25 protein-coding genes are annotated in these 23217 nt (G+C 71.3%); 15 read left to right on the plus strand and 10 right to left on the minus strand.

What is annotated here, in order from left to right:
• Window positions 1–52: 52 nt before the first annotated feature.
• From ITJ66_RS05720 to ITJ66_RS05730, 3 genes are all read right to left on the minus strand, one after another.
• Complete coding sequence (locus tag ITJ66_RS05720; RefSeq protein WP_191940543.1) at window positions 53–1264, minus strand: glycosyltransferase family 4 protein; 1212 nt, start codon at window positions 1262–1264, stop codon at window positions 53–55.
• Complete coding sequence (locus ITJ66_RS05725) at window positions 1261–2055, minus strand: CDP-alcohol phosphatidyltransferase family protein (RefSeq protein WP_138946426.1); 795 nt, start codon at window positions 2053–2055, stop codon at window positions 1261–1263. Before ITJ66_RS05725 ends, ITJ66_RS05720 begins: the two co-directional genes overlap by 4 nt.
• Window positions 2056–2470: 415 nt before the next feature.
• Window positions 2471–4003 (minus strand): sugar transferase, encoded by a 1533-nt coding sequence (locus tag ITJ66_RS05730; protein ID WP_228501503.1) that lies wholly within the window; start codon window positions 4001–4003, stop codon window positions 2471–2473.
• Between the two features lie 486 nt (window positions 4004–4489).
• Here ITJ66_RS05730 and ITJ66_RS05735 point away from each other — a divergent pair, with 486 nt between their 5' ends.
• The 4 genes from ITJ66_RS05735 to ITJ66_RS05750 all read left to right on the plus strand — a co-directional run bounded on the left by ITJ66_RS05735 (window position 4490) and on the right by ITJ66_RS05750 (window position 8729).
• Window positions 4490–4975: a MarR family winged helix-turn-helix transcriptional regulator gene (locus ITJ66_RS05735; protein ID WP_228501504.1), complete on the plus strand. Its 486-nt coding sequence runs from the start codon at window positions 4490–4492 to the stop codon at window positions 4973–4975.
• Window positions 4976–5740: 765 nt separating this feature from the next.
• Entirely contained in the window at window positions 5741–7042 is a 1302-nt protein-coding gene (locus tag ITJ66_RS05740; protein ID WP_228501506.1) for a C40 family peptidase, read from the plus strand.
• 4 nt (window positions 7043–7046) lie between these two features.
• A complete protein-coding gene (locus ITJ66_RS05745; protein ID WP_194643929.1) occupies window positions 7047–7424 on the plus strand; it encodes a DUF1801 domain-containing protein in 378 nt (125 codons plus the stop codon).
• Between the two features lie 102 nt (window positions 7425–7526).
• On the plus strand, window positions 7527–8729 hold the full coding sequence (locus tag ITJ66_RS05750; protein WP_086474718.1) for an SLC13 family permease: 1203 nt from the start codon (window positions 7527–7529) through the stop codon (window positions 8727–8729).
• A gap of 101 nt (window positions 8730–8830) precedes the next feature.
• Here ITJ66_RS05750 and ITJ66_RS05755 read toward each other — a convergent pair whose 3' ends face one another.
• Both ITJ66_RS05755 and ITJ66_RS05760 read right to left on the minus strand, forming a co-directional pair.
• Window positions 8831–9205, minus strand: coding sequence for an iron chaperone (locus ITJ66_RS05755; protein ID WP_137242265.1), 375 nt, complete (start codon window positions 9203–9205; stop codon window positions 8831–8833).
• 91 nt (window positions 9206–9296) lie between these two features.
• A complete protein-coding gene (locus ITJ66_RS05760; RefSeq protein WP_194643931.1) occupies window positions 9297–10268 on the minus strand; it encodes an NAD(P)/FAD-dependent oxidoreductase in 972 nt (323 codons plus the stop codon).
• 109 nt (window positions 10269–10377) lie between these two features.
• Here ITJ66_RS05760 and ITJ66_RS05765 point away from each other — a divergent pair, with 109 nt between their 5' ends.
• From ITJ66_RS05765 to ITJ66_RS05780, 4 genes are all read left to right on the plus strand, one after another.
• Window positions 10378–10989: a helix-turn-helix transcriptional regulator gene (locus ITJ66_RS05765; protein ID WP_191940547.1), complete on the plus strand. Its 612-nt coding sequence runs from the start codon at window positions 10378–10380 to the stop codon at window positions 10987–10989.
• Window positions 10986–11414: a hypothetical protein gene (locus tag ITJ66_RS05770; protein WP_194643933.1), complete on the plus strand. Its 429-nt coding sequence runs from the start codon at window positions 10986–10988 to the stop codon at window positions 11412–11414. The genes ITJ66_RS05765 and ITJ66_RS05770 overlap by 4 nt, the downstream gene beginning before the upstream one ends.
• Window positions 11415–11454: 40 nt before the next feature.
• Window positions 11455–11970, plus strand: coding sequence for a DUF427 domain-containing protein (locus tag ITJ66_RS05775; RefSeq protein WP_079705137.1), 516 nt, complete (start codon window positions 11455–11457; stop codon window positions 11968–11970).
• 124 nt (window positions 11971–12094) lie between these two features.
• Window positions 12095–12583, plus strand: coding sequence for a hypothetical protein (locus tag ITJ66_RS05780; RefSeq protein ID WP_191940549.1), 489 nt, complete (start codon window positions 12095–12097; stop codon window positions 12581–12583).
• A 9-nt stretch (window positions 12584–12592) separates the two neighbouring features.
• On the opposite strand, the gene ITJ66_RS05785 is transcribed toward ITJ66_RS05780, so the two are convergent.
• The 3 genes from ITJ66_RS05785 to ITJ66_RS05795 all read right to left on the minus strand — a co-directional run bounded on the left by ITJ66_RS05785 (window position 12593) and on the right by ITJ66_RS05795 (window position 15561).
• Window positions 12593–13582 (minus strand): MBL fold metallo-hydrolase, encoded by a 990-nt coding sequence (locus ITJ66_RS05785; RefSeq protein ID WP_194643935.1) that lies wholly within the window; start codon window positions 13580–13582, stop codon window positions 12593–12595.
• 224 nt (window positions 13583–13806) lie between these two features.
• Window positions 13807–14712 (minus strand): LysR family transcriptional regulator, encoded by a 906-nt coding sequence (locus tag ITJ66_RS05790; RefSeq protein WP_191940551.1) that lies wholly within the window; start codon window positions 14710–14712, stop codon window positions 13807–13809.
• Between the two features lie 99 nt (window positions 14713–14811).
• Window positions 14812–15561 carry an NRDE family protein gene (locus tag ITJ66_RS05795; protein WP_192018701.1) on the minus strand — a complete coding sequence of 250 codons (750 nt, stop codon included), beginning with the start codon at window positions 15559–15561 and terminating at the stop codon, window positions 14812–14814.
• A gap of 80 nt (window positions 15562–15641) precedes the next feature.
• Here ITJ66_RS05795 and coaBC point away from each other — a divergent pair, with 80 nt between their 5' ends.
• Complete coding sequence (coaBC, locus tag ITJ66_RS05800; protein WP_194643938.1) at window positions 15642–16958, plus strand: bifunctional phosphopantothenoylcysteine decarboxylase/phosphopantothenate--cysteine ligase CoaBC; 1317 nt, start codon at window positions 15642–15644, stop codon at window positions 16956–16958.
• 19 nt (window positions 16959–16977) lie between these two features.
• Window positions 16978–18282, plus strand: a complete 1305-nt coding sequence (locus ITJ66_RS05805; RefSeq protein WP_194643940.1) for a M23 family metallopeptidase — start codon at window positions 16978–16980, stop codon at window positions 18280–18282.
• Between the two features lie 21 nt (window positions 18283–18303).
• On the opposite strand, the gene ITJ66_RS05810 is transcribed toward ITJ66_RS05805, so the two are convergent.
• Complete coding sequence (locus ITJ66_RS05810; protein ID WP_137242254.1) at window positions 18304–18972, minus strand: SGNH/GDSL hydrolase family protein; 669 nt, start codon at window positions 18970–18972, stop codon at window positions 18304–18306.
• A gap of 125 nt (window positions 18973–19097) precedes the next feature.
• Here ITJ66_RS05810 and ITJ66_RS05815 point away from each other — a divergent pair, with 125 nt between their 5' ends.
• The 5 genes from ITJ66_RS05815 to ITJ66_RS05835 all read left to right on the plus strand — a co-directional run bounded on the left by ITJ66_RS05815 (window position 19098) and on the right by ITJ66_RS05835 (window position 23018).
• Entirely contained in the window at window positions 19098–19502 is a 405-nt protein-coding gene (locus ITJ66_RS05815; RefSeq protein ID WP_137242253.1) for a molybdopterin-binding protein, read from the plus strand.
• Complete coding sequence (gene modA / locus ITJ66_RS05820) at window positions 19499–20314, plus strand: molybdate ABC transporter substrate-binding protein (RefSeq protein ID WP_194643942.1); 816 nt, start codon at window positions 19499–19501, stop codon at window positions 20312–20314. Before ITJ66_RS05815 ends, modA begins: the two co-directional genes overlap by 4 nt.
• A 52-nt stretch (window positions 20315–20366) precedes the next feature.
• Window positions 20367–21134, plus strand: coding sequence for an ABC transporter permease (locus ITJ66_RS05825; RefSeq protein WP_137243125.1), 768 nt, complete (start codon window positions 20367–20369; stop codon window positions 21132–21134).
• On the plus strand, window positions 21131–22207 hold the full coding sequence (locus ITJ66_RS05830; RefSeq protein WP_194643944.1) for a sulfate/molybdate ABC transporter ATP-binding protein: 1077 nt from the start codon (window positions 21131–21133) through the stop codon (window positions 22205–22207). The genes ITJ66_RS05825 and ITJ66_RS05830 overlap by 4 nt, the downstream gene beginning before the upstream one ends.
• Before the next feature lie 184 nt (window positions 22208–22391).
• Complete coding sequence (locus tag ITJ66_RS05835) at window positions 22392–23018, plus strand: GH25 family lysozyme (RefSeq protein WP_370582576.1); 627 nt, start codon at window positions 22392–22394, stop codon at window positions 23016–23018.
• Window positions 23019–23043: 25 nt separating this feature from the next.
• Here ITJ66_RS05835 and ITJ66_RS05840 read toward each other — a convergent pair whose 3' ends face one another.
• Window positions 23044–23184, minus strand: coding sequence for a hypothetical protein (locus ITJ66_RS05840; RefSeq protein ID WP_153303386.1), 141 nt, complete (start codon window positions 23182–23184; stop codon window positions 23044–23046).
• Between the last annotated feature and the right edge of the window lie 33 nt (window positions 23185–23217).

Consider the following 23217-nt stretch of genomic DNA (forward strand, 5'->3'; position numbering starts at 1 on the left):
GGGCCGTTCCTCGTGTCGTGGTCGGTGCGTCGGTCCGTCGGTTACCTCGCCGTCAGACGCGGACGCGCCGGACGGACTCGACCACCTGGATGATCTCGGATCGGTAGCGCTCCGGGGAGAACTGCTCCTGCGCCGAGCGGCGGGCCCGGTCGGCGATCCGTGCGCTCCGGTCCGGGTCGTCGAGGAGCTCGGCGACCGCTGCGGCCATGGCCTCGGCGTCACCCGCCGGCACGAGAAGACCGGTCACGCCGTCCTCGATGCTCTCCAGATGGCCGAGCGCTGCCGATGCGACGACGGGTCGCAGCGCCAGCTGGGCCTCGACCACGGCGTTGCCGAAGGGTTCCCGGAGCGAGGGGGCGACGACGAGGTGCGCGCGCTCCAGCGCCGGCCAGATCGGGGAGACGTAACCCGAGAAGGTGACCGCGCCACGGAGGTCCGGTTGGTCGGCACGGTCCCGGAGCTGCTGCTCGAACCACTCGTACCCCTCGAACGGCGTGCCCGCGATCTCGATCCGCACGTCGCGTCCGGCACGGCGCAGGATCCCGACCGCGTCGAGCGCGATGTCGGGCCCCTTCCGCGGGGAGAGTCTGGCCACGATCGCGAGTCGATGCGGTTCGGAGCCGATCGGCGCCGGCGTGGGGTCGACGTCGGGGCCGGCGACGCCGTTGAAGACGAGCCGGACCTTCCGGGCGAGTCCGGGCGCGGCCGTGGTGGTCGCCTCGACCGCCGCGCGGCTGATGACGATGAGCGCGTCGGCGAGGATCAGCGGTGAGTTCAGCGCGAACCGGACCAGCCTGCCGTCCGCGGTCTCCGCCTCGTGCACGTGGCAGACGACCGGTGTGCGCGTCAGGCGCGCGGCGAGGATCCACCACGGGAGCGTCACCGTGTTGACGTAGACCGCGGTCGGCGCGATCTCCTCGATGACCCTCCGCAGGAAGCGGACGGAGCGCAGGCCTTCCATCGCGAGCGAGGCGACGCCGCCCAGCGAGGCGTTGGCCCGCCGGAGGACGGGGAAGGGGACGAACCGGACCTCCGCGCCGCGGGCGAGCAACCTCGGGACCAGCTTGCCGTCGGCGGGGAGGGCGACGATCACCCGGTACCCGCGCCCGACGAACGCGCTGATGCTCTCGAGCATCTGCAGGTCCGAGCCGTAGACGTCACCCGACGGGTTCGCGATGAGGACCGTCTGACCGGCATCGGTGGCCGAGGTGCCGGCGAGCGCGTGAGCGTCCAGGGTGGTCTCCGATGCGTCGATGGCGGTCACCGGCCGAGCGCGACGGGCTGGCCGCCGGACGCGGTCCCGACCGAGCCGAGCCGCTCCATGTCACGGAACCACTTCACCGACGCGAGCAGCAGGTGGCCGGCGTTGGCGAGGAACATGAGGGTGTAGGCGGCGAAGAACACCTGCGGGGCACCCAGGAGCACGAAGATCAGGCAGAGGAAGCCGTAGTCGGTCGGGATGACGAGCAGCGAGCGCAGGATGGTGCTGTGGCCGTTCTCCGGAGCCGGGTCGGCGCCGTAGACGCGCTTGAGCTGCTCGTTGAGGATGATCGCGAAGAACGCGACGGCCGCCACGACGCAGTAGCCGATCGGGATGAGCAACAGCGCAGGGGTCGGCAGCTCGAAGAACCGGAACGCGCTGATGAGGACGGCGAGGTGGAGGGACGAGATCTTCGTCGCATCGATGACGTGGTCGAGCCACTCACCGGACGGTGATCCGCCGCCGCGCAGTCGCGCGACCTGGCCGTCGGCCGAGTCGAAGGCGTACCCGATCGCGAGACAGAGCCACACGCCGACACCGAGACCGATGCTCGGGGGCAGGGTCGCGAGCATGATGATGCCGCTGAACGTGAAGACCGCACTGATCACGGTGACCATGTTCGGCGTGAGACCGAGCTGGTACGCCGCCGCGGCGAGGTAGCGACCCGCCTTGCGGTTGACGTAGATCGAGTACGCCGGAGCGCCTCGCGTCCGCTTCTTCTGTGCACCGGCGAGACGGGCGACGATGTCGGAGTACCGCTCGGCGACTTCGGGGTCTTCCGTGGGCTGAGTCATGGGGGCAGTTCGGGTCATGCCGGTCCTTGTGTTCTCATGTGGGCGCTGCAGGCGATCGCTGATTCGGGTGAGCGGTCGTGAGCGGTCGGGCGACGAAGGCGCGCCCGGGTTCGGGTGTTCCGCGACCGGACGGGTGCCGGAGTGCGGGAATCGTGGCGGGGCGCGCACGGTGCCGGAGGTGATGCGCCGACGGCTCGGGTAAGTCGTCGCTGCAGTGCGTCGCGGGCGGGTTCGGGTGTGCGGGTCTCGCCAGTGAGCAGCTGTGCGATCGAGCCGTTTTCGGGTGACTCGCCGTGCGACTGCGGGCGGTGATGGTGACGACTGTATCGAAGTGTTGCCCCCTCTGGAAGGGGATTTGTCCTCTTTTCGCAGGACACCCCTCGCTTTGGGGGCATCACCGACAGCAGTCCTGACATCAGTACGCGCCGACCGGTTTGAGCACGACCTTGACGGTCTGCCACATGATCATCAGGTCGCCCGTGATGGACCAGTTCTCGACGTAGTAGAGGTCCAGGCGGACGCTCTCCTCCCACGTCAGGTCGGAGCGCCCGGAGACCTGCCACATGCCGGTGAGGCCCGGCTTGATGTGCAGACGCCGGTGGACGTCCTTCTCGTACTCGGCGACCTCGCTCGCCAGCGGCGGCCGGGGCCCGACGAGACTCATGTCGCCGGTGAGGATGTTCCACAGCTGCGGCAACTCGTCGAGGGAGTACTTGCGCAGGATGCGACCGACGCGGGTGACGCGCGGGTCGTTCTTCATCTTGAAGAGCACGCCGTTGCCCTCGCTCTGCGCCATGAGGGCGGGGAGGACGGCTTCGGCGTCGGTGACCATGGATCGGAACTTGAACATCGTGAAGCGCTCACCGTTCCTGCCGACGCGTTCCTGCCGGAAGAGGACCGGGCCCGGGCTGTCGAGCCTGACGGCGAGGGCGACGAGGGCCAGCAGCGGCGAGATGAGGAGGATCCCGAGGCTCGTGAGCCCGACGTCGAGTGCGCGCTTCATGATGTGGTGACCGCCCTCGAACTGCGGGATCTCCACGTGGATGAGCGGCAGCTCCTCCACCGGGCGGAAGTGGATGCGGGGCCCGGCCACGTCGGTGAGTCGGGCCGCGAGCACGAGCTCGGTCGCCGTGCCCTCGAGGTCCCACCCGAGTCGGCGGACGTAGTCGCTGCCGCCGTCGACGGGGCCGGCGATGATGACCGCGTCGGCGGTGAGGTTCGCGGCGGCCTGGGCGACGCCGTCGATGTGCGCGATGACCGGGACGGAGGTTCCCCGGCTCGAGAACGGCTCTGCCGTCTCCTGGTCGACCACGGCCGCACCGACGACGGTGTAGCTCATGCTGTGCTGCTTGGCGACCTGTTCGAGGACGTACGCGACGTCGTCACGCCGGCCGACGACGACCGTCCGTGCGGTGTACTCACCGACGCGACGACGGCTGAGCAGCCATCTGCGCCACATCCAGCGGGAAGCGAGGAGCGCGAGTGTCCCCGCGGGGAGCGCGAGGATGAAGTAGCCCCTGGCGATGTCGATCTTCAGGATCAGGAAGACGATGGCGAGGATGCCGAAGGCGAACGCGCTGGCGTTGACGACGCGCTTGTACTCGGCCACGCCGGAACCGATGATGCGGCTGTCCCGGGTCCTGGTGAAGCCGAGGAAGGCGAGCCACACGAGCACGATGACGCCCGACAGCAGGATGTAGAGCTGCTGGGCCTCGGGGCCGACCGGGTCGTCGCCGAACCGCACGACGAAGGCGGCTGAGACGGCGAAGAGTGCGATGACGCTGTCGGTGAGGATGAGCCAGCGACGGTAGCGCTTCGACCACTCGCGCTGCGTCATGGACTTGACCGCGACGGTGGAGGACTCCGCGCCGAGCGCAGCAGCTCGGCGTCGGACGAGTGCGATGGGTCCCGTGATCGGGAAGGCGTTGTCGTTCACGTCGGCGCTCATGCCCGGGTCGACCCTTCGGAGCGGAACTGGGCGAACGCCGCGCTTCGGGTGCGCGGACGGATCTGTCGGGAGGACCGACGGCGGTTCGGGTACGTCGTCATTGGGTTGCTATCCACTTGTGGGGTTCGGGTGCGGTTCGGGTGCGCGATGCGCAAGGGCGGTTCGGGCCGCCCGCGGAGAACGCGACGTCGCTCGTGTGCCCACGACCGACCGGTGAAACCGGTCGAGATGAGCGTCCCCCTTGGATATCCCTCAACTGTAGGAAGCGGGGGTCATCGGCGGATCCCCCACTCCAGGGGGGTCGCCGCCCCCAATGCTGGGGGTGTGGGGGTCCTTCGACGCGCGATTCCGTCGTCATCGGCCGAGATGACGACGGACCTCGTCGGTCGCTCTCGTCGCCGCCCGGTGGGGGACAGCACGGTCCGCCGACGTCACGCCGGTGGTGGGTGGCGGCTCGGCCGTACGCTCAGCGACTACATTGGTGCCATGGATGGAGCGCGCGCGACCGATGGCGTGATCGCCGACGCCGCCCGCGATCCCATGGCCGATTGGCCCACCGGGCGCCTTCTCTCCACGGCGTCGCGACTGATCGAGCACACCTGGCAGCAGGCCCTCGACGGCATCGGGGTGACCCACGCCGGTCTCATCGTGCTGCACCTGCTCGACAGTGGCCCCGCCAGCCAGAAGGAGCTCGCCCGGCGAGCCCGCGTGCAGAACCAGACGATGTCGCGCACGCTCGACCGACTGGAGCGGGCCGGCCACATCGAGCGCATCGCCGCGGCCGACGACCGTCGGCGTCACGTGGTGAGCCGGACGCCCGCGGGCGATGAGGCCTGGCTGGCCGCACACCGGCTCGAGGCCGACGTCTTCCCCGAACTTCCCGACGAGTCGGCGTTGCGGTCGCAGCTGCTTGCGATCATCCGTTCGGGCGAGTCCTCCCGTTGGTCACCCGAGGACGTCGAACCCGCCTGACCTGCCTGCCGGGCCGCCCTTCGACAGGCTCAGGGACCGTTCCAAGTCCGGGTGCACCTCTTCCGGTCGCTGAGCTTGTCGAAGCGCCCACGGGAACCTTCGTGATGCGAGGGTGTCCGGCCAGGGCTGCCCTTCGACAGGCTCAGGGGCCGTTCCAGGTCCGGGTACACCTCTCCCGGTCGCTGAGCCTGTCGAAGTGCCCCCGAGGAACCTCGCATGATGCGAGCGTGCCCACCCGGGGCTGTCCTTCGACGGGCTCAGGGACCGTTCCAGGTCCGGGTCTACCTCTCCCGGTCGCTGAGCTTGTCGAAGCGCCCACGGGGAACCTCCATGATGCGAGGGCTTCCGGCCGGGGCGACTCTTCGACAGGCTCAGGGACCGTTCCAGGTCCGGGTGCACCTCTCCCGGTCGCTGAGCTTGTCGAAGCGCCCACGGGGAACCTCCGTGATGCGAGGGTGTCCAGCCGGGGCTGCCCTTCGACAGGCTCAGGGACCGTTCCAAGTCCGGGTGCATCTCTCCCGGTCGCTGAGCTTGTCGAAGTGCCCCGAGGAACCTCCGTGATGCGAGGGTGTCCAGCAGGGGCTGCACTTCGGGTGTCCGCTGAGGGCCGGATCTGCACACCCGTGCCCCGTCCGGGGGGATTCGAGCTGGTGCTCCGGGACGAGAGTGGCTAGTGTGATCAAAGTTTCTATTGTGACTGTTGTGACAGGATGACGGCTGCGACCCGCCGAGGTCGCCGTGATCGTGTCGTCGGACTGGAGAATGATGACCCCCGCACGAACGCCCGGTGCGCAGTACGGCCGCCGCCGTCCCTGGCTGGCGATGGCCCTCTCCGTCGGCGTCGTCACGGCGTCACTCACCGTCGGTGCCCTGCCGGCCCACGCGGACGACTATCCGAGCTGGGCCGACGTCGAAGCGGCCAAGTCGAGTGAGTCCGCGAAGGCCGCCGAGATCACGAACATCACCGCACTCATCACCTCGCTGCAGGAGCAATCCGACGCCGCGTTCCGCACGGCGCAGATCGCCGCCGAGGCCTATCGACAGGCGCAGGACGCCGTGACCGAGGCGGCCGCCCGTGAGTCGGCGCTGCGCGAGCAGGCCGAGGCCGCTGCGGCCGCAGCCAAGGTCTCGAAGCAGCGCGCCGGAGCACTCATCGCGCAGCTGTCGCGCGGCGGCGGTGGCGACGTCTCGCTCGATCTGGTCCTCGGCGCGGGGAAGTCCGACGACCTGCTGTCCCGGCTGTCCGTCATGGACAAGCTGGGCGAACGGAACGCGGCGAGCTACGCCGAGGCGGTGACCGACCGCAACGCGGCGAGCGGCCTGACCGACCAAGCAGAGGTCGCGAAGACGGAACGCGAACGCCTCGAGGGCGAAGCGCAGACGAAGTACGACGAGGCGGAGAGCGCCTCGGCGGCGGCATCCGCAGCGGTGGCGGCACAGGAGCAGCAGGCCGACCAGCTCTACGCGCAGCTCGCCTCCCTGAAGAACACCACCGCCGAGACCGAGCGCGGGTACGCGGCCGGCGAGTCCGCTCGCCAGGCGGCGGAAGCGGCTGCAGCAGCGGCGGCTGCTGCCGCGGCCAACACCCCTCCCGCCTCGTCCGGCGGTTCGTCCGGCGGCGGTGGATCGAGCGGTGGTGGCGGCGGTGGCGGTGCGTCCAGCGGTGGCGGCGGCGGCTCGGTCGCACCTCCGGACTCCGCCGGCGTCGAGTCGGCGATCGCCTTCGCGCTCGCCCAGGTCGGCAAGGGCTACCAGCTCGGCGGTTCCGGCCCGAACGTCTGGGACTGCTCGGGGCTCACCCGCGCGGCCTACGGGAGCGGCATCGGGACGCACTCGGCGACGAACCAGTACTACACGATGCAGTCGCAGGGACGTCTGGTGCCCTACAGCCAGAAGCAGCGCGGCGACCTCATCTTCTGGTCGAGCGGCTACGACTACTACCACGTCGCCATCTACCTCGGGAACGGCCAGATCGTCGAGGCCGCCAACGAGCGGGCCGGCACCCGCGTCGGCGGCATCTGGGGATCCGGCGACGTCGCACCCTACGTCGGTCGCCCGACGGGTTGACCCCATGAGCTCCGCCGAGGTCGACGCCTACCTCGCCTCCCTCACGCACCAGCTGAAGCCGGCGGTCGTCCGTCTGCGCGAGGCGATCATGGCCTCCGACGAGGGCATGTCGGAGCACCTCAAGTGGAAGGCGCCGAGCTTCGTCTACGACGGCGAGGACCGCGTCACCTTCGCTCTGCACCCGGCGAACCGCATCCGGATCATCCTGCACCGGGGCGCGCATCAGCGGGACGACACCGACGCCTTCCGGTTCGACGACCCCTCCGGTCTCGTGGTGTGGGCGGCACCGGACCGCGGTGTCGTCACCTTCTCGACCATCGATGCGGCAGTCGACGCCGAACCCGCCCTGCTCGAACTCATCGGGCGCTGGGTTCGGGCCTGACAACCGTCGACGAGCGTGAGCGCACGCGGTCGGCGAGCCGTCGTATGATCGACTGCCGAGCGGGCGACAGCGCACCGACGGACCGGTGGTGAAGGAGGCCTCGTGCGCAGTGCCGTGCTCGGCCTCGTGCTGCTCGTCATCGGGACGATCGCGATCCTCACCGGTGTCCTCCCCGCCCCGGAGGCGCTCGGCATCGCCGACCGCGTGTGGCCGATCCTCCTGTTCGTCGTCGCGATCACCGTCGTCGCCGAACTCGCTGCGGACGCCGGCCTGTTCACCCTCGTCGCCTCGCGGCTCGTGCGCTGGGGTCGGGGGAGCACCTGGTTGCTGTGGCTGCTCGTCGTCGCGCTGGCAACGCTCAGCACCGTCTTCCTCTCGCTCGACACCACGGCCGTCCTCCTGACGCCGGTCGTCATCACGCTCGCGAGACACGCCGGGCTGTCGCCGGTGCCGTTCGCCCTGACCACCGTCTGGCTGGCGTGCACGGCGTCGCTGCTGTTGCCGGTGTCGAACCTCACCAACCTCCTCGCGGAGCACGCGATCGACGAGGCCGCCACAGCGTCGGGTGGCGGCCCACTCGGCCCCGGCGGATTCGCAGCGCTCATGGTCGTCCCTGCGATCATCGCGGTCGTGGTCCCGTGCGTGGTCCTCGCCATCGTGTACCGCCGCCAGCTCGCCGGTGCCTACACGGTGGACGTGGAAGCGCAGGACGACGACCGGGTGCTGCTGTGGACGTCCGGGGTCGTGGTGCTCGTGCTCCTGCCGCTGCTGGTGTCCGGTATCCCGGTGTGGATGTCGGCGGTCGGTGCGGCGGTGGTCCTCGTCGTGGTGTTCCTCATCCGGCGTCCGGCGGCGCTGCGTCCGGCGCTGGTCCCGTGGCAGCTCGTCCTGCTCGCCTCAGGGCTGTTCCTCGTGGTCGAGGCGGCCCACGCTCTCGGACTCGCGCGGGCGCTCGCGTCCATCGCGGGGACCGGCGACTCGCTCCTGGCGCTCCTGCAACTGGCGGGGGTCGGTATGGCGAGTGCCAACCTCGTCGACAACCTCCCGGCGTACCTCGCCCTCGAGCCGGTGGCCGGCGACCCCGTGCGCTTCGCCGCCCTGCTCATCGGCGTGAACGCGGGCGCGCTCATCACCCCGTGGGCGGCACTCGCGACGCTGCTCTGGCACGCGCGGCTCACCGCGGCGGACGTCGAGTTCGGTTGGGGCCGCTTCATCGCGCTCGGGTTCGTGGTCGCCCCGCTGACGGTGGCCCTCGCCACCGTCGGGCTCTGGCTGGCCCAGGGTGCGGGCGCGATACTCCCGTGACGTCGCAGCGCACCCTCGGTCCCTGAGCACCCTTCCCCGGTCCCTGAGCACCCTTCCCCGGTCCCTGAGCCTGTCGAAGGGCGGCGACGCGTCGCTCTCCCTCAGTGCTCGTGGCGTGCGTCGGCCGCCCGGCGCCGCTCCAATAGTTCCGTGACGATCCGGTCGATGAGCTCGAAGGGGATCGGCCGGCTGAACGGGAACTGCAGCGTGTCCTTCGCCGCCCGGTAGTCGGCGACGGCGTTCTGCAAGGGGCCGTCGAACGGCGGGATCGAGTACAGGGCGATGTGGTGTTTCCAGGCGCCGAGGTACAGCAGGTAGCGGTCGTCGAGCATGAAGGTCGGCATGCCGTACCGGATGGCCTCGGTGACTCCAGGCACGATGCGGTGGACGCGGAGTCGGATCTCCTCGATGGCGTCCGCGGCGTCGGTGGGTTGCGTGGCGAGGTAGTCGTCGATCGTGGTGGGTGCACCCGGCATGTCTCTCCTCGTCGGAACGGAGACGGCACGGGAGCCGCTGCCCCCGTGCCGTCATCGTCCCATGTCCGCGTCTCGCGCGACAGTGGTGGTTCTACCGCTTCGCGAGGGCTCGGCGCACGTCCTCCTGGACGAGGTCGGCGTTCATGATCGCGCCGGCCATCGATCCGGCGGCCGCCGCCTGCAGGACCTGGGTGCGCAGGTTGGTGACGTCCCCGGCCGCCCAGACACCCGGCACCGAGGTGGCGCCCAGCTCGTCGACGCCGATCGCGTCTCCGAACTCGGCTGCTCGCGGGTGCGGTCGCGTGTGGAGCCCGAGACCGGTGAACGCCTCGGCGCGCACCCGGTTGACCGGGGCCACGGCCAGCGCCTCGACGGGGACGGTGCGGCCGTCGTCCAGGCGTACGCCGACGAGCCGGTCGTCGGCGATCTCGAGCCGCTCCACGACGCCGTCGACCACCTCGATGCCCCGTGCCGCGAACGCCGCCTCCTGCTCCGGCGTGAAGGCGCCCGCGGTGTTGCGGAGCACGACGACCCGGTCGCTCAGCTGCCGGAACAGCTGCGCCTGGTGGGCTGCGGCCTCCGCGTTCGTGCCGAGGACACCGATCACGCGGTCCTGGACCTCCCACCCGTGGCAGTAGGGGCAGTGGAGGGCGTCGCGGCCGAACCGCTCCCAGAGGCCGGGGATGGGCGGGAGCTCGTCGGCGGTGCCGGTGGCGATGAGGAGGCGGCGGCCCCGGACGATCGCGCCGTCCGCCGTCGTCAGGATGAACCCGTCGTCGTCGCGCCCGGCATCGACGACCTGGCCGTCGACGATGCGGACGCCGTACGACACCACCTCCGCTCGGCCGAGGCGCAGGAGCTCACGAGGCGGGGTGCCCTCGCGGGTCAGGAAGCCGTGCACGCCGTCGGCGGGTGCGTTCCGCGGCTCGCCGCCGTCGACGACGATCACGGATCGTCGTGATCGTCCGAGCATGATGGCTGCGCTGAGCCCTGCGGCGCCACCGCCGACGATGACGGCGTCGACGAGGTCGGTGCTGGTTGCTGGGGTGACGGGGGTGCTCATGGATCGTTCCGTTCGGTCGACGTGCTGGGAGGTGTCCAGGGTGCGCCGACCGGTGCCGAAGTGGCAAGAAGACTTGCCGAAGCGGCAACGTGGGAGCGAGAATCGACCCATGGCGCATGCACACGACGAGCAACGGTCCATCGACGGCGTGCTGGATGCTGTCGGGCCGAGGCTGCGAGCCATCCGGCAGCATCGTGGCACCACCCTCGCCGCGCTGTCGGCCGAGACGGGCATCTCGGTCTCCACCCTCTCCCGGCTCGAGTCCGGCCAGCGCCGACCGAACCTCGAGCTGCTCCTGCCACTCGCCAAGGCGCACCAGGTGCCCCTGGACGACCTCGTCGGTGCTCCGCAGACGGGTGATCCCCGCGTCCACCTGAAGCCCGTCCAGCGGTACGGCCAGACGATCGTGCCGCTGACGCGTCGATCGGGCGGCCTCCACGCGTTCAAGAGCATCATCCACGGCGGCGACGGTCCGCAGACGCCCGAGACACAGAAGGTCCACGAGGGATACGAGTGGCTCTACGTCCTCAACGGTCGGTTGCGGCTCCTCCTCGGCGACCAGGACATCGTGCTCACGGCGGGGGAGGTCGCCGAGTTCGACACGCGCGTCCCGCACTGGTTCGGCCGGGCAGAGGCCGGAGCGGTGGAGTTCCTCAGCCTGTTCGGCAAGCAGGGCGAACGGATGCACGTCCGGGCGACGTCGACGAGGAGGAGCGCTTGATCGGACACGATGACGAGGAGGGCGCCCGCCAACCCGAGGACGACCGGCCGTTCGCGGAGCAGGTCCTCGAACGCCGCGGCTTCGCGATCACGGCGGCCCTGTTCGTGATGCTCGGCGGGCTCGTCGTGCCGTTCGTCGGCTGGGTGGCCGGCATGGTCATGCTGTGGCGGTCGCGCGCCTGGACGACCAGGCAGAAGGTCTGGGCCACCGGCGGACCGATCCTCTCGAGCGCCGCGGTGCTACTCGTCCTGGCCCTCCTCACCGCGAACTGGAAGTCGACGGATGCCGGCGTCGGCGGCTCCCCGGTGGTCCCCGTCATGTACGACCTCGGGTCGACGGCCGTCGTGCTGCTGCTGATCGGGTACGCCGCGGCCGGCACCTGGTTGCTCTGGCTGGCGCTCCGGCCCGTGGACCGACGCGCCTGATTCGCGGTCGTCGCTCAGGTGGACCGGGCAGAGTGGGGAGATGCCCGACTCCTCGCGATTCCGCCGCCCCCTGCCCGTCCAGCCCGGACCCGGTGAGGAGTCCGTCTGGGAGTACCCGCGTCCGCCGCGGGTCGAGCCGCGCGACGAGCGCGTCGTGATCCGGTTCGGCGGCACGGTCATCGCGGAGTCCACGGCCGCGGTCCGGGTCCTGGAGACGAGTCACCCTCCGGTGTACTACGTCCCGGCGGCGGACTTCTCGCCGGGGGTCCTGGTGCCGGTCGACGGGACGACCATGTGCGAGTTCAAGGGCGAGGCCCACTACCTCGACGTACGGGTGGGCGACGCGGTCGCCGGTGCCGCCGCGTGGACCTACCCCGATCCACGCCCGGGATACGCGCCGCTGTTCGGCATGATCGCCGTCTATCCGGGACGCATGGACGCCTGCGAGGTCGACGGGGTGCCGGTGCAGGCGCAGGAGGGCGACTTCTACGGCGGATGGATCACGCCGGGGATCGTCGGGCCGTTCAAGGGCGCCCCGGGCACGCGCGGCTGGTAGCGGACGCCGCAGTCTTACACCCGCTCCTCCTTCGCGCGCAACGCCCTGGAGCACCACGCACCCTCGTGCCACGCTGAGCGCCAAGCGCCGTCGACGACGAGGCGCGCAGGAGGCGGTCGAAGCCATGGACGTGTTCGATGAAGCAGCGGACCCGGGTTGGTCCCTCCTCCGTGTCGTCCCGCTGTTCGGCCTCGCCGTCAGCGTCGGTGCGGTCGCCGGAGCGGCCCTCGCGGCCGGTGCAGAGCTCTTCGGGGCGGTCGGGACCGTCTCGGTGCATCCGGCCGATCTCGGCGGGATCGCGGTCCTCGTCGGCGGACTCGTCGGTGGGATGCTCGCAGCCGTCGGGGCGGTCGGTGCGCTGCTGGCGCTCGGCATCCTCGACCACTGGGGCGAGCGCGGCCCGGTCCACCGGGCCTGGATCGCCGGTGGCGGTGCGGCCTTCCTCGTCCTGATCGTCGGCGGCCTCATCGCCGCACCCATCGGACTCGCCTCGACGATCGGGGTCGTCGTGTTCGCGGTGCTCGCCGCCGGGGTTGCGGCCGGCGGTGGGCTCTACGCCTTCGAACGGGCGTTGGCGCGTCGTCGAGGAGGGTGGGCCGGCCTCAGTCGGTAGCGCGGATGGTCAGCCGGCGAGCTGCTGGAGGCGTGCCCGGTGCCACTCGGTCTGTGTGAGCGCCGAGACGCGGAGGAGACCGGTCAGTGCGTCCCATCCGGCCGACCAGCCGATGCGAGAGGCGATGGTCCACACGCTCGCATCGGGGTCGTCCGCCAGGACGGCGCGCACCTCGTCGGCTCGCCGCAGATGGTGCGCGGCCAGCTCGTCGCAGCGGTCCGCGAGTCCCGTGAACCGGAAGCCGTGTCCGGGGACCACCTGATCGCCGTCGTAGCCGCGGACGCGGTCGAGCGACGACAGGTAGGCCGTCACCGGGTTCTCCGAGGTGCGCGCCCCGAGGCCGAGGCCCGAGAAGATCGTGGGCAGCACGTGGTCACCGGTGAACAGGTAGCCGCGGTCCTCATCGCGCAGGGTGAGGTGACCCGTCGTGTGGCCGGGTGTGTGCAGGACCCTGATCGAGCGACCGGGGAGCGTCAGCAGCTCGCCGTCCTCGAGCGTCCGGTCCGCGCGGGTGTCGCCGAGGTGCCCGGCGGGTGCCGTCGCACCAGTGGCCCAGGGGCGCACGGTCGTGTCGTCCGCCGGGACGCCCCACTCGTCCAACGCCACAGCGAGGTCGGCCGGGCCGGGCGGCGTCGAGCCGGCAGCCTCGTCTTCGAGACGGTGCATGAGGACGGGTGCGGCGAGTTCGTCGCGGAGGGCGCCGGCGAGGCCCAGGTGATCGGGGTGCAGGTGGGTCACGACGACACCCGTGAGCGTCGTCACGCCGATGCCGCGGAGCTCCCGCAACAGGTGCTCGCGGCCCTCGGGGGTGTCGGTTCCGGGGTCGACGACGATCGCGCGACCGTCGGTGCCGAAGAGGACCGAGCAGAGGGTGAAGGGATTGCCGGGGTCGCCGGTCGGGACGGCGATGACGACCGTGTCGGCGTCGAGGTGTTCCGTCGCAGGGATCCTGCCGTCGCGGAAGGCGGCAGCCTGGGACTCGCTCGATGAGGTGATCATGGTGCTGCTCCGGGTGGTTGTCGGGGGACGGACCAACCCTAGTCGTGGGGCCCGTCGAGTTCAGTACGATGGGTGCATGACCGTCAACGACATCCTCATCGGCGTGATCGCCTTCATCACCGTCTTCGGCGGCATCGGCCTGGTCGGGGCGCTCGTCGCGATGTCCAAGTCCGGCTACCACGGCTGATCCTCCCCGCAGGAGGCTTGGCCGGTTCCGCGGTGGCTCAGCGGGCGACGGCTTCGTCCGTGGCCCGCTGCACCGCTGCGAGCGCTGCCGCGACGGCCGAACGCTGCAGTGAGCCCTTCCGCGCCGTCGCGACGATCTTCCGCTCGCTCATCCCGGCGATGGGCTTCCGCACGACGTCCGTCCGCGAGCCGATCGCGATGTCCGGGAGGACGGCGATCGACAGCCCGGCCGCCACGTGGTCGATGACGACCTCGTAGCTCGTGAACCGTCCGGCCACCCTCGGCTCGAACCCCGCGCGACGACAGATCAGCGGGACGAGTTCGCCGAGGTAGGTGCCCGGTGCGTCGAGGGCCCACGACTCCGTCTGCAGCTCACTGAAGGTGACCTGCTCCTGCGCGGCCAGTCGGTGGTCGAGCGGCGCGATGAGCAGGAGCGGGTCGGTGGTCAGCGGCACGCTGTGCACGGAGGGGTCGAGGAGGAACCCGTCCTCCTGATCGACGGTGATCACGACGTCGCAGGTGCCCCGCTGGACGGCGGTGGTGCTCTCGTGCGGTTCGACCTCGATGAGTTCGACCTCGAGGCGTGGGTACTGCCGCGCCAGGGAGCGCGCGGCGGGGATGAGGATTGGGGCGATGACGCTCGCGAACCCGGCGATGCGGAACCGACCGGACGGCTCGGACTCGACCTCGGCCAGTTCGACCTCGATGGCGTCCATCTGCGCGAGCAGGGCCCGAGCGCGTTCGACGAGCAGCGCACCGGTCGGCGTCAGGGTGAGCGTCCGGCCGCGTCGTTCCAGGAGCGCGGCGCCGGTCTCGGCCTCGAGCACGGAGAGCTGCTGCGAGACGGTCGAGGGGCTGAGGTCGAGCTCACGGCCGACGGCGCGGATCGTACCGAGGCGGTCGAACGCCTCGAGCAGTCGCAGTCGCACGGGGTTCAGGGCCATGCTGCAACAGTATCGAGCGCGCCAGGGCGCCCTCCACACGGGTGGCAGTCCGATCCGGGTCCCGTGGCTCCCGGAGGGTGACGACCGTCGCCGTCCGGGTCACTCCCAGACGAGCTCTTCCGGCAGATGGCCGGGCTCGGCGAGTCGGGCGTTCCGGAGCACCGCGCCGTCGGGGCCGAGCGAGAGTGCCGTCACCGAGAGCGAGGCGAGGCGCAGGCCGTCATGGTCGTCGATGCGGACGATCGCCTCGTCGGCATCGGCGGGGACGGTCGTCGTGGAGCGCAACGTGCGCAGCCACGGCTCCCAGGACGCGGCCGTCGCACCGTCCAGCGGACCGATGGGCGACGGGACGTCGAGGAAGGCCGGCCGCCACCGGTGGACCCGTGGGACGTCGAGGTGGTCGGGGCCCTCGTGCGTCACGAGGTGGAGACCGGGTGCGACGTCGATCGACCGGAGCGAGGTGCCGTCCCAGCTCGTCACGGCGACGCGATCAGGACGCAGCTCCACGAGGTTCCAGGATCGGGCGCTGCGGGCGTCGTCCGCATCGACGCCGGTCGTGACGGCTTCCAGCGGCAGGACGCCTCGCGAGGTCCACCCGGCGGCGGGCATGTCGAGGTCCTCGCGTCGGTTGAGGACCACCGCCGCCCGTGGGCCGCCCGGGGCATCGTCGTTCGTCGCCAGCCACGCGCCGCCCGCTTCGCGGTCGTGGATGCCGCGGACGCTGTCACCGAGTCCGGGCCACCACGCGCCTGGGGGGTCCCAGGCGCGCCCCGGCTGCTCGTCTCGCAGCCCGAGCACGGCGATCGGCCACGCGCGCCCCGGCTCGAAGTCGATGATCACGGTGCACACGCTGGTTCCTCCTCGGCCGGCCGGACTAGGACAGACTAGACGAGGACCCGGCGCGGGAGCGCCGGAAGCGAGGAGGCGGCATGGGCGTGCAGGACGCATCGCGGGAGGCGGCAGGGCGCACGGTCGTCGTCGGGATCACGGGCGGGATCGCCGCCTACAAGGCGGTCGGCGTCGTCCGCGGGTTCGTCCTCGCGGGATTCGACGTCCACGTCGTGCCGACCGAGAACGCACTGCGGTTCGTCGGCCTGCCGACCCTCGAGGCGATCAGCCGGAACCCCGTCACGACTTCGCTGTACGACGGCGTCGCCGAAGTCCGGCACGTCGCCCTCGGGCAGCGTGCCGAGCTCATCGTCGTGGCGCCGACGACGGCCAACACCCTCGCGAAACTCGCTGCGGGCCTCTCCGACGACCTCCTCGGCACCACCATCCTGGCCAGCCGGGCACCGGTCCTGCTGGCACCGGCGATGCACACCGAGATGTGGCAGCACCCGGCGACGACGGCGAACGTCGCCCTCCTGCGATCGCGCGGGGTGGCCGTCATCGGGCCGGCGCACGGTGCGCTGACGGGCGGCGACACGGGGCCGGGACGCATGAGCGAGCCCGACGACATCGTGGCCGCGGGCTTGGCACTGCTCGCCGGACGCACCGGCGGAACGGACGCGGACCCGGCCGACCTGCGGGCCGAGCGCATCGTCGTCTCGGCCGGCGGCACCCGTGAGCCGCTCGACCCGGTGCGGTTCCTCGGGAACCGGTCGAGCGGTCGGCAGGGGCTCGCCATCGCGCAGGCCGCCGCCGAGCGCGGTGCCGAGGTGGTGCTCGTCGCGGCGCACCTGGACGCCGACGTCGCGGCCGAAGCGGCTGCGGTCGACGGTCTGCGGATCGTCCCGGTCGGCACCGCTGCGGAACTCGCGGTCGCCATGGAGGACGTGGCGGCCGACGCGACACTCGTGGTCATGGCGGCAGCCGTGGCCGACTACCGCGCCGCCGAGATCGCCGAACGGAAGATCAAGAAGGACGACACCGGTGAGGAGCTCACCCTGCGACTCGTCCGCAACCCCGACGTGCTCGCCGGACTCGCCGCTGCCCCGGTGCCGGGACGGATGGTCGTCGGGTTCGCTGCAGAGACCGCCGCCGACCGCGAGGAGTTGTTGGCCTTCGGCCGGGCCAAGGCGGCACGCAAGGGCGCTGACCTCCTCGTGCTCAATCGCGTGGGGTGGATGAACGGTTTCGGCACGGCCGACAACGAGGTCGTCGTGATCGACGGCGCCGGCGAGGTGGTCGGTGAGGCGACCGGCTCGAAGCGCAGCATCGCCGACCGGGTGCTCGACCTCGTGCTCGCCCACCGGGCGGAGCCGGTTCGTTCCCAGGCGGGCGAGCCTCCCCCCGAACGGGGCTGACCACTGCCACGATGGCACCATGCCACGCCTCCGTCCCGCGCGCCGTCGCGCCTCCATCGCCGCGGCCCTCGCCGGAGTCATCGTCCTCTCGATGGGTCTCGCACAGCCGGCCGCCGCTGCGGAATACCCCAGCTGGGAGGACGTCGAGGCGGCCCGCTCGAGCGAGTCCTCGAAGCAGTCGACCATCGGTCAGATCGAAGGGCTCGTCCAGCAGCTGAAGACCGCTGCGGCGCTCGCCGAAGCTGAGGCCGTCCTCCGTGCCGGCGAGTACGAGGCCGCTCAGCTGGCCGTCGACGAGGCGAGCTACCGTGCCGTCTCGCTCCGCGAGCAGGCCGTCGCCGCGACGACCGCGGCGCAGGCCTCCAAACGTCAGGCCGGCGCGCTCGTCGCCGCGTGGTTGCGGTCGGGGAACGTCGACCTCAGCACCGCCGCATTCCTCGACGGCCAGGAGCCGGAGTCGCTCCTCGGGCGCTTGAGCACGATCACGAAGCTCAGCGAGTCCACGGACGGCACCTACGACCGGGCGAGGACCGATGCGAACACGGCGTCGCTGCTCACCGAGCAGGCGACCATCGCCGAGGCCGCCCTCGGCGAGCTCGCCGCGGCAGCCGAGACCGCGCTCGGAGATGCGGTCGCAGCCCGTGCCGACGCCGAGACCGCCGTGTCCGAGCAGCAGGAGTACCTCGCGACGCTCGAGGCCCAGCTCGTGGTCCTCAAGGAGAACCGCGCAGCCACCGAGGCCGACTACCGCAAGGGTGAGGAAGTGAAGGCGGCTGCCGCCGCCGCTGCTGCAGCCGCGGCGGCTGCCGCTGAGGCCGCACGGGCGGCTGCCGAGGCCGCTGCGAACGCCGGCGGTGGCGGCGGCGGCGGAGGCGGCGGCGGCGGAGGCGGCGGTGCCTCGGGTGCCGTCGGGAGCCAGGGGTGGGCCCTGCCGATCTCCGGCCGGATCACCGACAACTACGGACCGCGACCCGGTCGCCCCGTGCCCGGCGTCAACCCGTTCCACTCGGGCACCGACATCGGAGCGGGTTGCGGGCGAGCGGTCTACGCCGCGAACGCCGGCACCGTGGTCTACGCCGGCTGGCTCGGCACCTACGGCAACTGGGTCCTCGTCGACCACGGTGGCGGCGTCATGACCGGGTACGCGCACAACAGCAGCATCCTCGTCGGCGAGGGGCAGTGGGTGTCCGCCGGTCAGAACATCTCGCTCGTCGGGACGACGGGTGCCTCGACCGGATGCCACGTGCACTTTGAGGTCAGGATCGGCGGCTCGCGCGTCGATGCCGTCCCGTTCATGGCTGACCGGGGCATCCGCCTGGGCTGAGCGGCGACGGACACCGGGGCGTCAGAGTCCGAGGCGCTCGAGCTCGACGTCCATCCGCCGAGCCATCTCCGCGTACCCCTCGTCGTTCGGGTGGAGGCCGTCCGCGGCCATCCACTCCGGGTGCCCCTCGATCCAGTGCGACGCCCCGGGGACGGTGTCGGCGTCGATCTCCTGCGCGGCGTCGGCCACCCAGCCGATGATCGTCTCGATCGACTGCGGTCGCTCATCGGTGTACCAGAACGGTTCGACGACGATGAAGCGGGCCTCCGGGAGGGCGTCGCGGAGGCGATGCAGGTCCGTCGTGATCTGCTCGTGGATCCGGTCGGCGGCATCGTCGAAACTGAACGCGTCGTTGAGGCCCATCGTGACGAAGACGATGTCGGGCTGCTCGGCGATGATGAGGGAGGGCAGGTCGCCGCTGCCGTCGCCGAATCGGTCGCGGTGGTTCACGAACCCGAGGCCGTTGACGCTGGGGTTGAACTCCCGCCAGCCGCGTTCCTCGCTGACGACGGTGGACCAGCGATTGGCCGGGTCGCTCGCTCCGGTGCCGAGGGTGTACGAGTCGCCGTAGAACGCGACGAGCGGTCCGTCGCCCGTGGCGCCGCCGGTTCCTGAATCGGGCGATGCGCAGGCGGAGAGGCCGGTGGCGAGGGCGAGCAGGGTGACGGCGGCGAGCAGGCGTGATCTCATACGGATGGTTCGGAGCAGGGGGCGTCGTGGAGGGTCGAAGCGCCGGCCCGCCGCCGACGACCCGAAGCGCGAATGCGGTTACAGCTAGGTCGTGTCAACGCGAATGCGTGCACTAGCCTGTCTCCATGCCGCAGATCCGTATCCGAGACGCCGCCCTGTTCCTCGGGGTCAGTGACGACACCGTCCGTCGTTGGATCGACCAGGGCGCACTCGTCAGCGCGAAGGACGAGGCGGGCCGAGCGGTCGTCGACGGCCTGTCGCTCGCTCGGCTGGCCCGAGAGAACGCCGTCCTCCCCGTCGACCCCTCGGAGATCGGACGCTCGGCACGCAACCGCTTCGTCGGCATCGTCACCGACATCACGATGGACACGGTCATGGCGCAGGTGGAACTGCAGTGCGGGCCGCATCGCGTGGTGTCGCTCCTGAGCAGTGAGGCGGTCCGCGAACTCGGTCTCGAACTCGGCTCGACAGCAATCGCCGTCGTGAAAGCCACGACGGTCCTCATCGAAACCCCGAAGGCGAGCTCATGAACCGCACCGCACCCCGTCGATCCTTCCGACTGCTCAGTGCACTGGCCCTCGGCACCGGGGTCCTGCTCGCGGCGTCCGCCTGCGCCGCCCCCGCCGCGACGTCGACACCCACCGTCTCGGCCGCGGCGGACGAGCTCAGCGGCTCCATCACGGTGTACGCGGCGGCGTCGCTCAAGACGACCTTCACCGCGCTCGCGGAGGACTTCAAGGAGGCGCACCCCGGTACGACCGTCGAGCTGACCTTCGCCGGCTCCTCCGACCTCGTCACGCAGCTCACGAACGGTGCTCCCGGCGACGTGTTCGCCTCGGCGGACGAGAAGAACATGGCGAAGCTGACCGATGCCGACCTCGTCGAGGGCGACCCGGTCGATTTCGCGACCAACGTCCTGCAGATCGCCGTGCCCCCGTCGAACCCCGCCGGCGTGAAGACGTTCGCCGATCTCGCCCGTCCGGGCGTCAAGACGGTCGTGTGCGCGCCGGAGGTCCCCTGCGGGGCGGCCACCGTCGCCGTCGAGGACGCCACGGGTGTCGCGCTGAGCCCGGTCAGCGAGGAGTCCTCCGTCACCGACGTCCTCGGCAAGGTGACCTCGGGCGAGGCCGATGCGGGGCTCGTCTACGTGACCGACGTCATCGCGGCCGGCGACGCCGTGCGGGGCATCACCTTCCCGGAGTCGTCGAAGGCCGTCAACACCTACCCGATCGCGCCGCTCGCAGGGAGCGCGAACCCCACCGTCGCGGCGGCCTTCGCGGCCTACGTCGTGAGCGCCGAGGGACAGCGGGTGCTCGCCGACGCCGGCTTCGGCGCACCGTGACCCCGTGAGGGAACTCGGCTCGGGGGTGCCCCGCTGGATCGTCGTCGTCGCCATGGTCGGCGCAGCCTTCGTCCTGCTGCCGCTCGTCGCCATCGTCCTGCGGGTGGACTGGGCGGACTTCGGTGCACTCGTCACCTCCGAGTCGTCGGTCGCGGCGCTCGGGCTGAGTCTGCGGACGTCGTCACTCGCGACGGCTCTCTGCGTCGTGTTCGGCGTGCCCCTCGCCCTCGTCCTCGCGCGCACCCGGTTCCCGGGGCAGCGCCTGCTGCGGTCGCTCGTCCTGCTCCCGCTCGTGCTCCCGCCCGTCGTCGGCGGGATCGCCCTGCTCTACACCTTCGGCCGGCTCGGCCTGCTCGGGCCGGCACTCGCGGACGCCGGGATCGACATCGCGTTCTCCACGACCGCCGTCGTCCTCGCCCAGACCTTCGTCGCCCTGCCGTTCCTCGTGTTGAGCCTGGAGGGGGCGATCCGCACGACCGGCTCGCGGTACGAGGCCGTCGCCGCGACGCTCGGCGCGCGTCCCACCACGGTCTTCCGCACCGTCACGCTGCCGCTCCTCGCACCCGCCGTCGTGTCGGGCGCGATCCTCTCGTTCGCGCGGGCCCTCGGTGAGTTCGGGGCTACTCTCACGTTCGCGGGCAGCCTGCAGGGGGTCACGCGGACGCTGCCGCTCGAGATCTACCTGCAGCGCGAGACCGATCCCGACGCCGCGGTCGCGCTGTCGCTCGTCCTCGTCGTCGTAGCCGTGCTCGTCGTGGGCGTCGCTGGGGCGCAGGGGTCGCTCCGCCGTGGACGGACCGTCGCCGGAGCGGTGCGATGACCGGGGCGGCCCTGGAGTTCCGAGCGACGTTGCGTGAACGCGACTGGGAGCTCGCCGTCGACCTCGCCGCGGGGGAGACCGTCGCCGTGCTCGGCCCCAACGGCGCCGGCAAGTCGACGCTGATCGCGGTCCTCTCCGGGCTCCTGCGTCCGGACACCGGTCACGCGACGCTCGCCGGTCGCGAGCTGTTCGCGGTCGGTGGATCGGGTCGGGACCACTGGCTGCCGCCGCACCGGCGGGGGATCTCGCTCCTGGCGCAGGAGGCGCTGCTCTTCCCGCACCGCTCCGTGCTCGACAACGTCGCCTATGGCCCGCTGGTCGCCGGTGCGTCGCGCGGCGAGGCTCGGGACGTCGCCCGACGACGACTCGCGGAGGTCGAGGCGTCCGAGCTCGAGGGGCGCCGTCCCGCCGAGTTGTCCGGCGGCCAGGCGCAGCGGGTGGCGCTCGCCCGTGCGCTGGCCCCGGACCCGGCCCTGCTCCTCCTCGACGAACCGATGGCCGCGCTCGATGCGACGGTCGCGCCGCACCTGCGCCGTATGCTCCGCGAGCAGTTGCGTGGGCGGACGACCGTGCTCGTGACGCACGAGGTGCTCGACGCTTACACGCTCGCGGACCGGGTGATCGTCCTGGACGCCGGGCGCATCGTCGAGCAGGGGCCGACGGCGGAGGTGCTCGAGCGGCCGCGGACGGCGTTCACCGCGGACCTCGCGGGACTCGAACTGCTGACGGGCGTTCGCACGGCACGCGGGCTCCGTCTGCCGGACGGAGCGGAGGTCGAGGTCGACTCCTCCGCGGAGGCAGACCCGATCCCGGTCGGGGTCGCCGTGGCCTGCGCGTTCCGACCGTCCCGCGTCGAGGTCCGGGAGGCTGACGGGTCTGGCGGCCCGAGTGCGTCAGGCGCCCTCCGCGCGACGATCACCGACCTCGAGCCGCGGGGCGACGTCGTCCGGGTCCGCTCGGCGGTCATCACCGCCGACGTCGCCGTGCAGCAGCTCGCGGCCGCGGGCTGGTCGACGGGCGACGTCGTCGACTTCCTGGTCGACCCGCGGGCAGCCGTCCTCTACCCGCGCTGAGGCGTCCTGCACCGGGACACGTCCGAGACGTGACAGAGTGAGTCGATGAACCGATTCTGGAGACGCTGGTGGCCGCTCGTCGTCGGGGCGGCCGGCACGCTCGCGATCGGCGGGATCTGCGCGGCGCTCGTCGCCATGGGGCTCGTGCGCCCGAACGAACGCCATCCTGGCCGCCTCGTACGCGGTGCGCGGTGTCGACGTCTCCTCGTACCAGGGCGAGATCGATTGGGACGTCCTCGCGGCTCAGCCCATCGACTTCGCGATCATGAAGGCGACCGAGGGATCCGGCGATCGGGACGAACGGTTCGCCGCGAACTGGGCGGGTGCACAGCGCGCGGCCGACGAGACCGGCTTGCTGATCGGGGCGTACCACTTCCTGAGCTTCGACAGCCCGGCCGAGACGCAGGCCCAGAACATCTTCGACACCGTCCCGGTCACCGCGGGTGCTCTCCCGATCACCATCGATCTCGAGTGCTACGCCGACTATTGTCGGACGCCACCGAGTGCGGAGCGGGTCGCCGCCGTACTCGATCCGCTCCTCGCGGCACTCGAGGAGCATTACGGTCGGCCGCCGATCGTCTACGCCACCATGCGGTACTACGACGCGTTCCTCACGGGCGCGTACGAGCGGAACCCGATGTGGATCCGCTCGGTCATCACGCCGCCGGTCTTGTCGGACGGGCGGGCGTGGGACCTCTGGCAGTACACGAGCCGGGAACGGATGCTCGGGTACGTCGGCAAGGAGGAGTTCATCGATGTGAACGTCTTCGACGGCTCCCTGCGCGACCTCCAGGCACTCGTCGGCCCCTGATCCGCGGCCCCGGAGGCGCGTCGGGTTACGGGGCGGGAGCGGGACCGGTGGTCGGCTCGGCGACGGGGAGGAACGTGTCTTCGCCGTCGACCTCCTGCTCGATGGAGTCCTCGGTGGTCTCGTGGTCCTCGGGGAGGTTGTCGTCGTTCGCTGCGTGCTTGCTCATACGACCACGATACGACGGGTGTCGCGCTGGGCA

The organism is Plantibacter sp. VKM Ac-2885, from assembly GCF_015351205.1.
GTDB lineage: Bacteria > Actinomycetota > Actinomycetes > Actinomycetales > Microbacteriaceae > Plantibacter > Plantibacter auratus.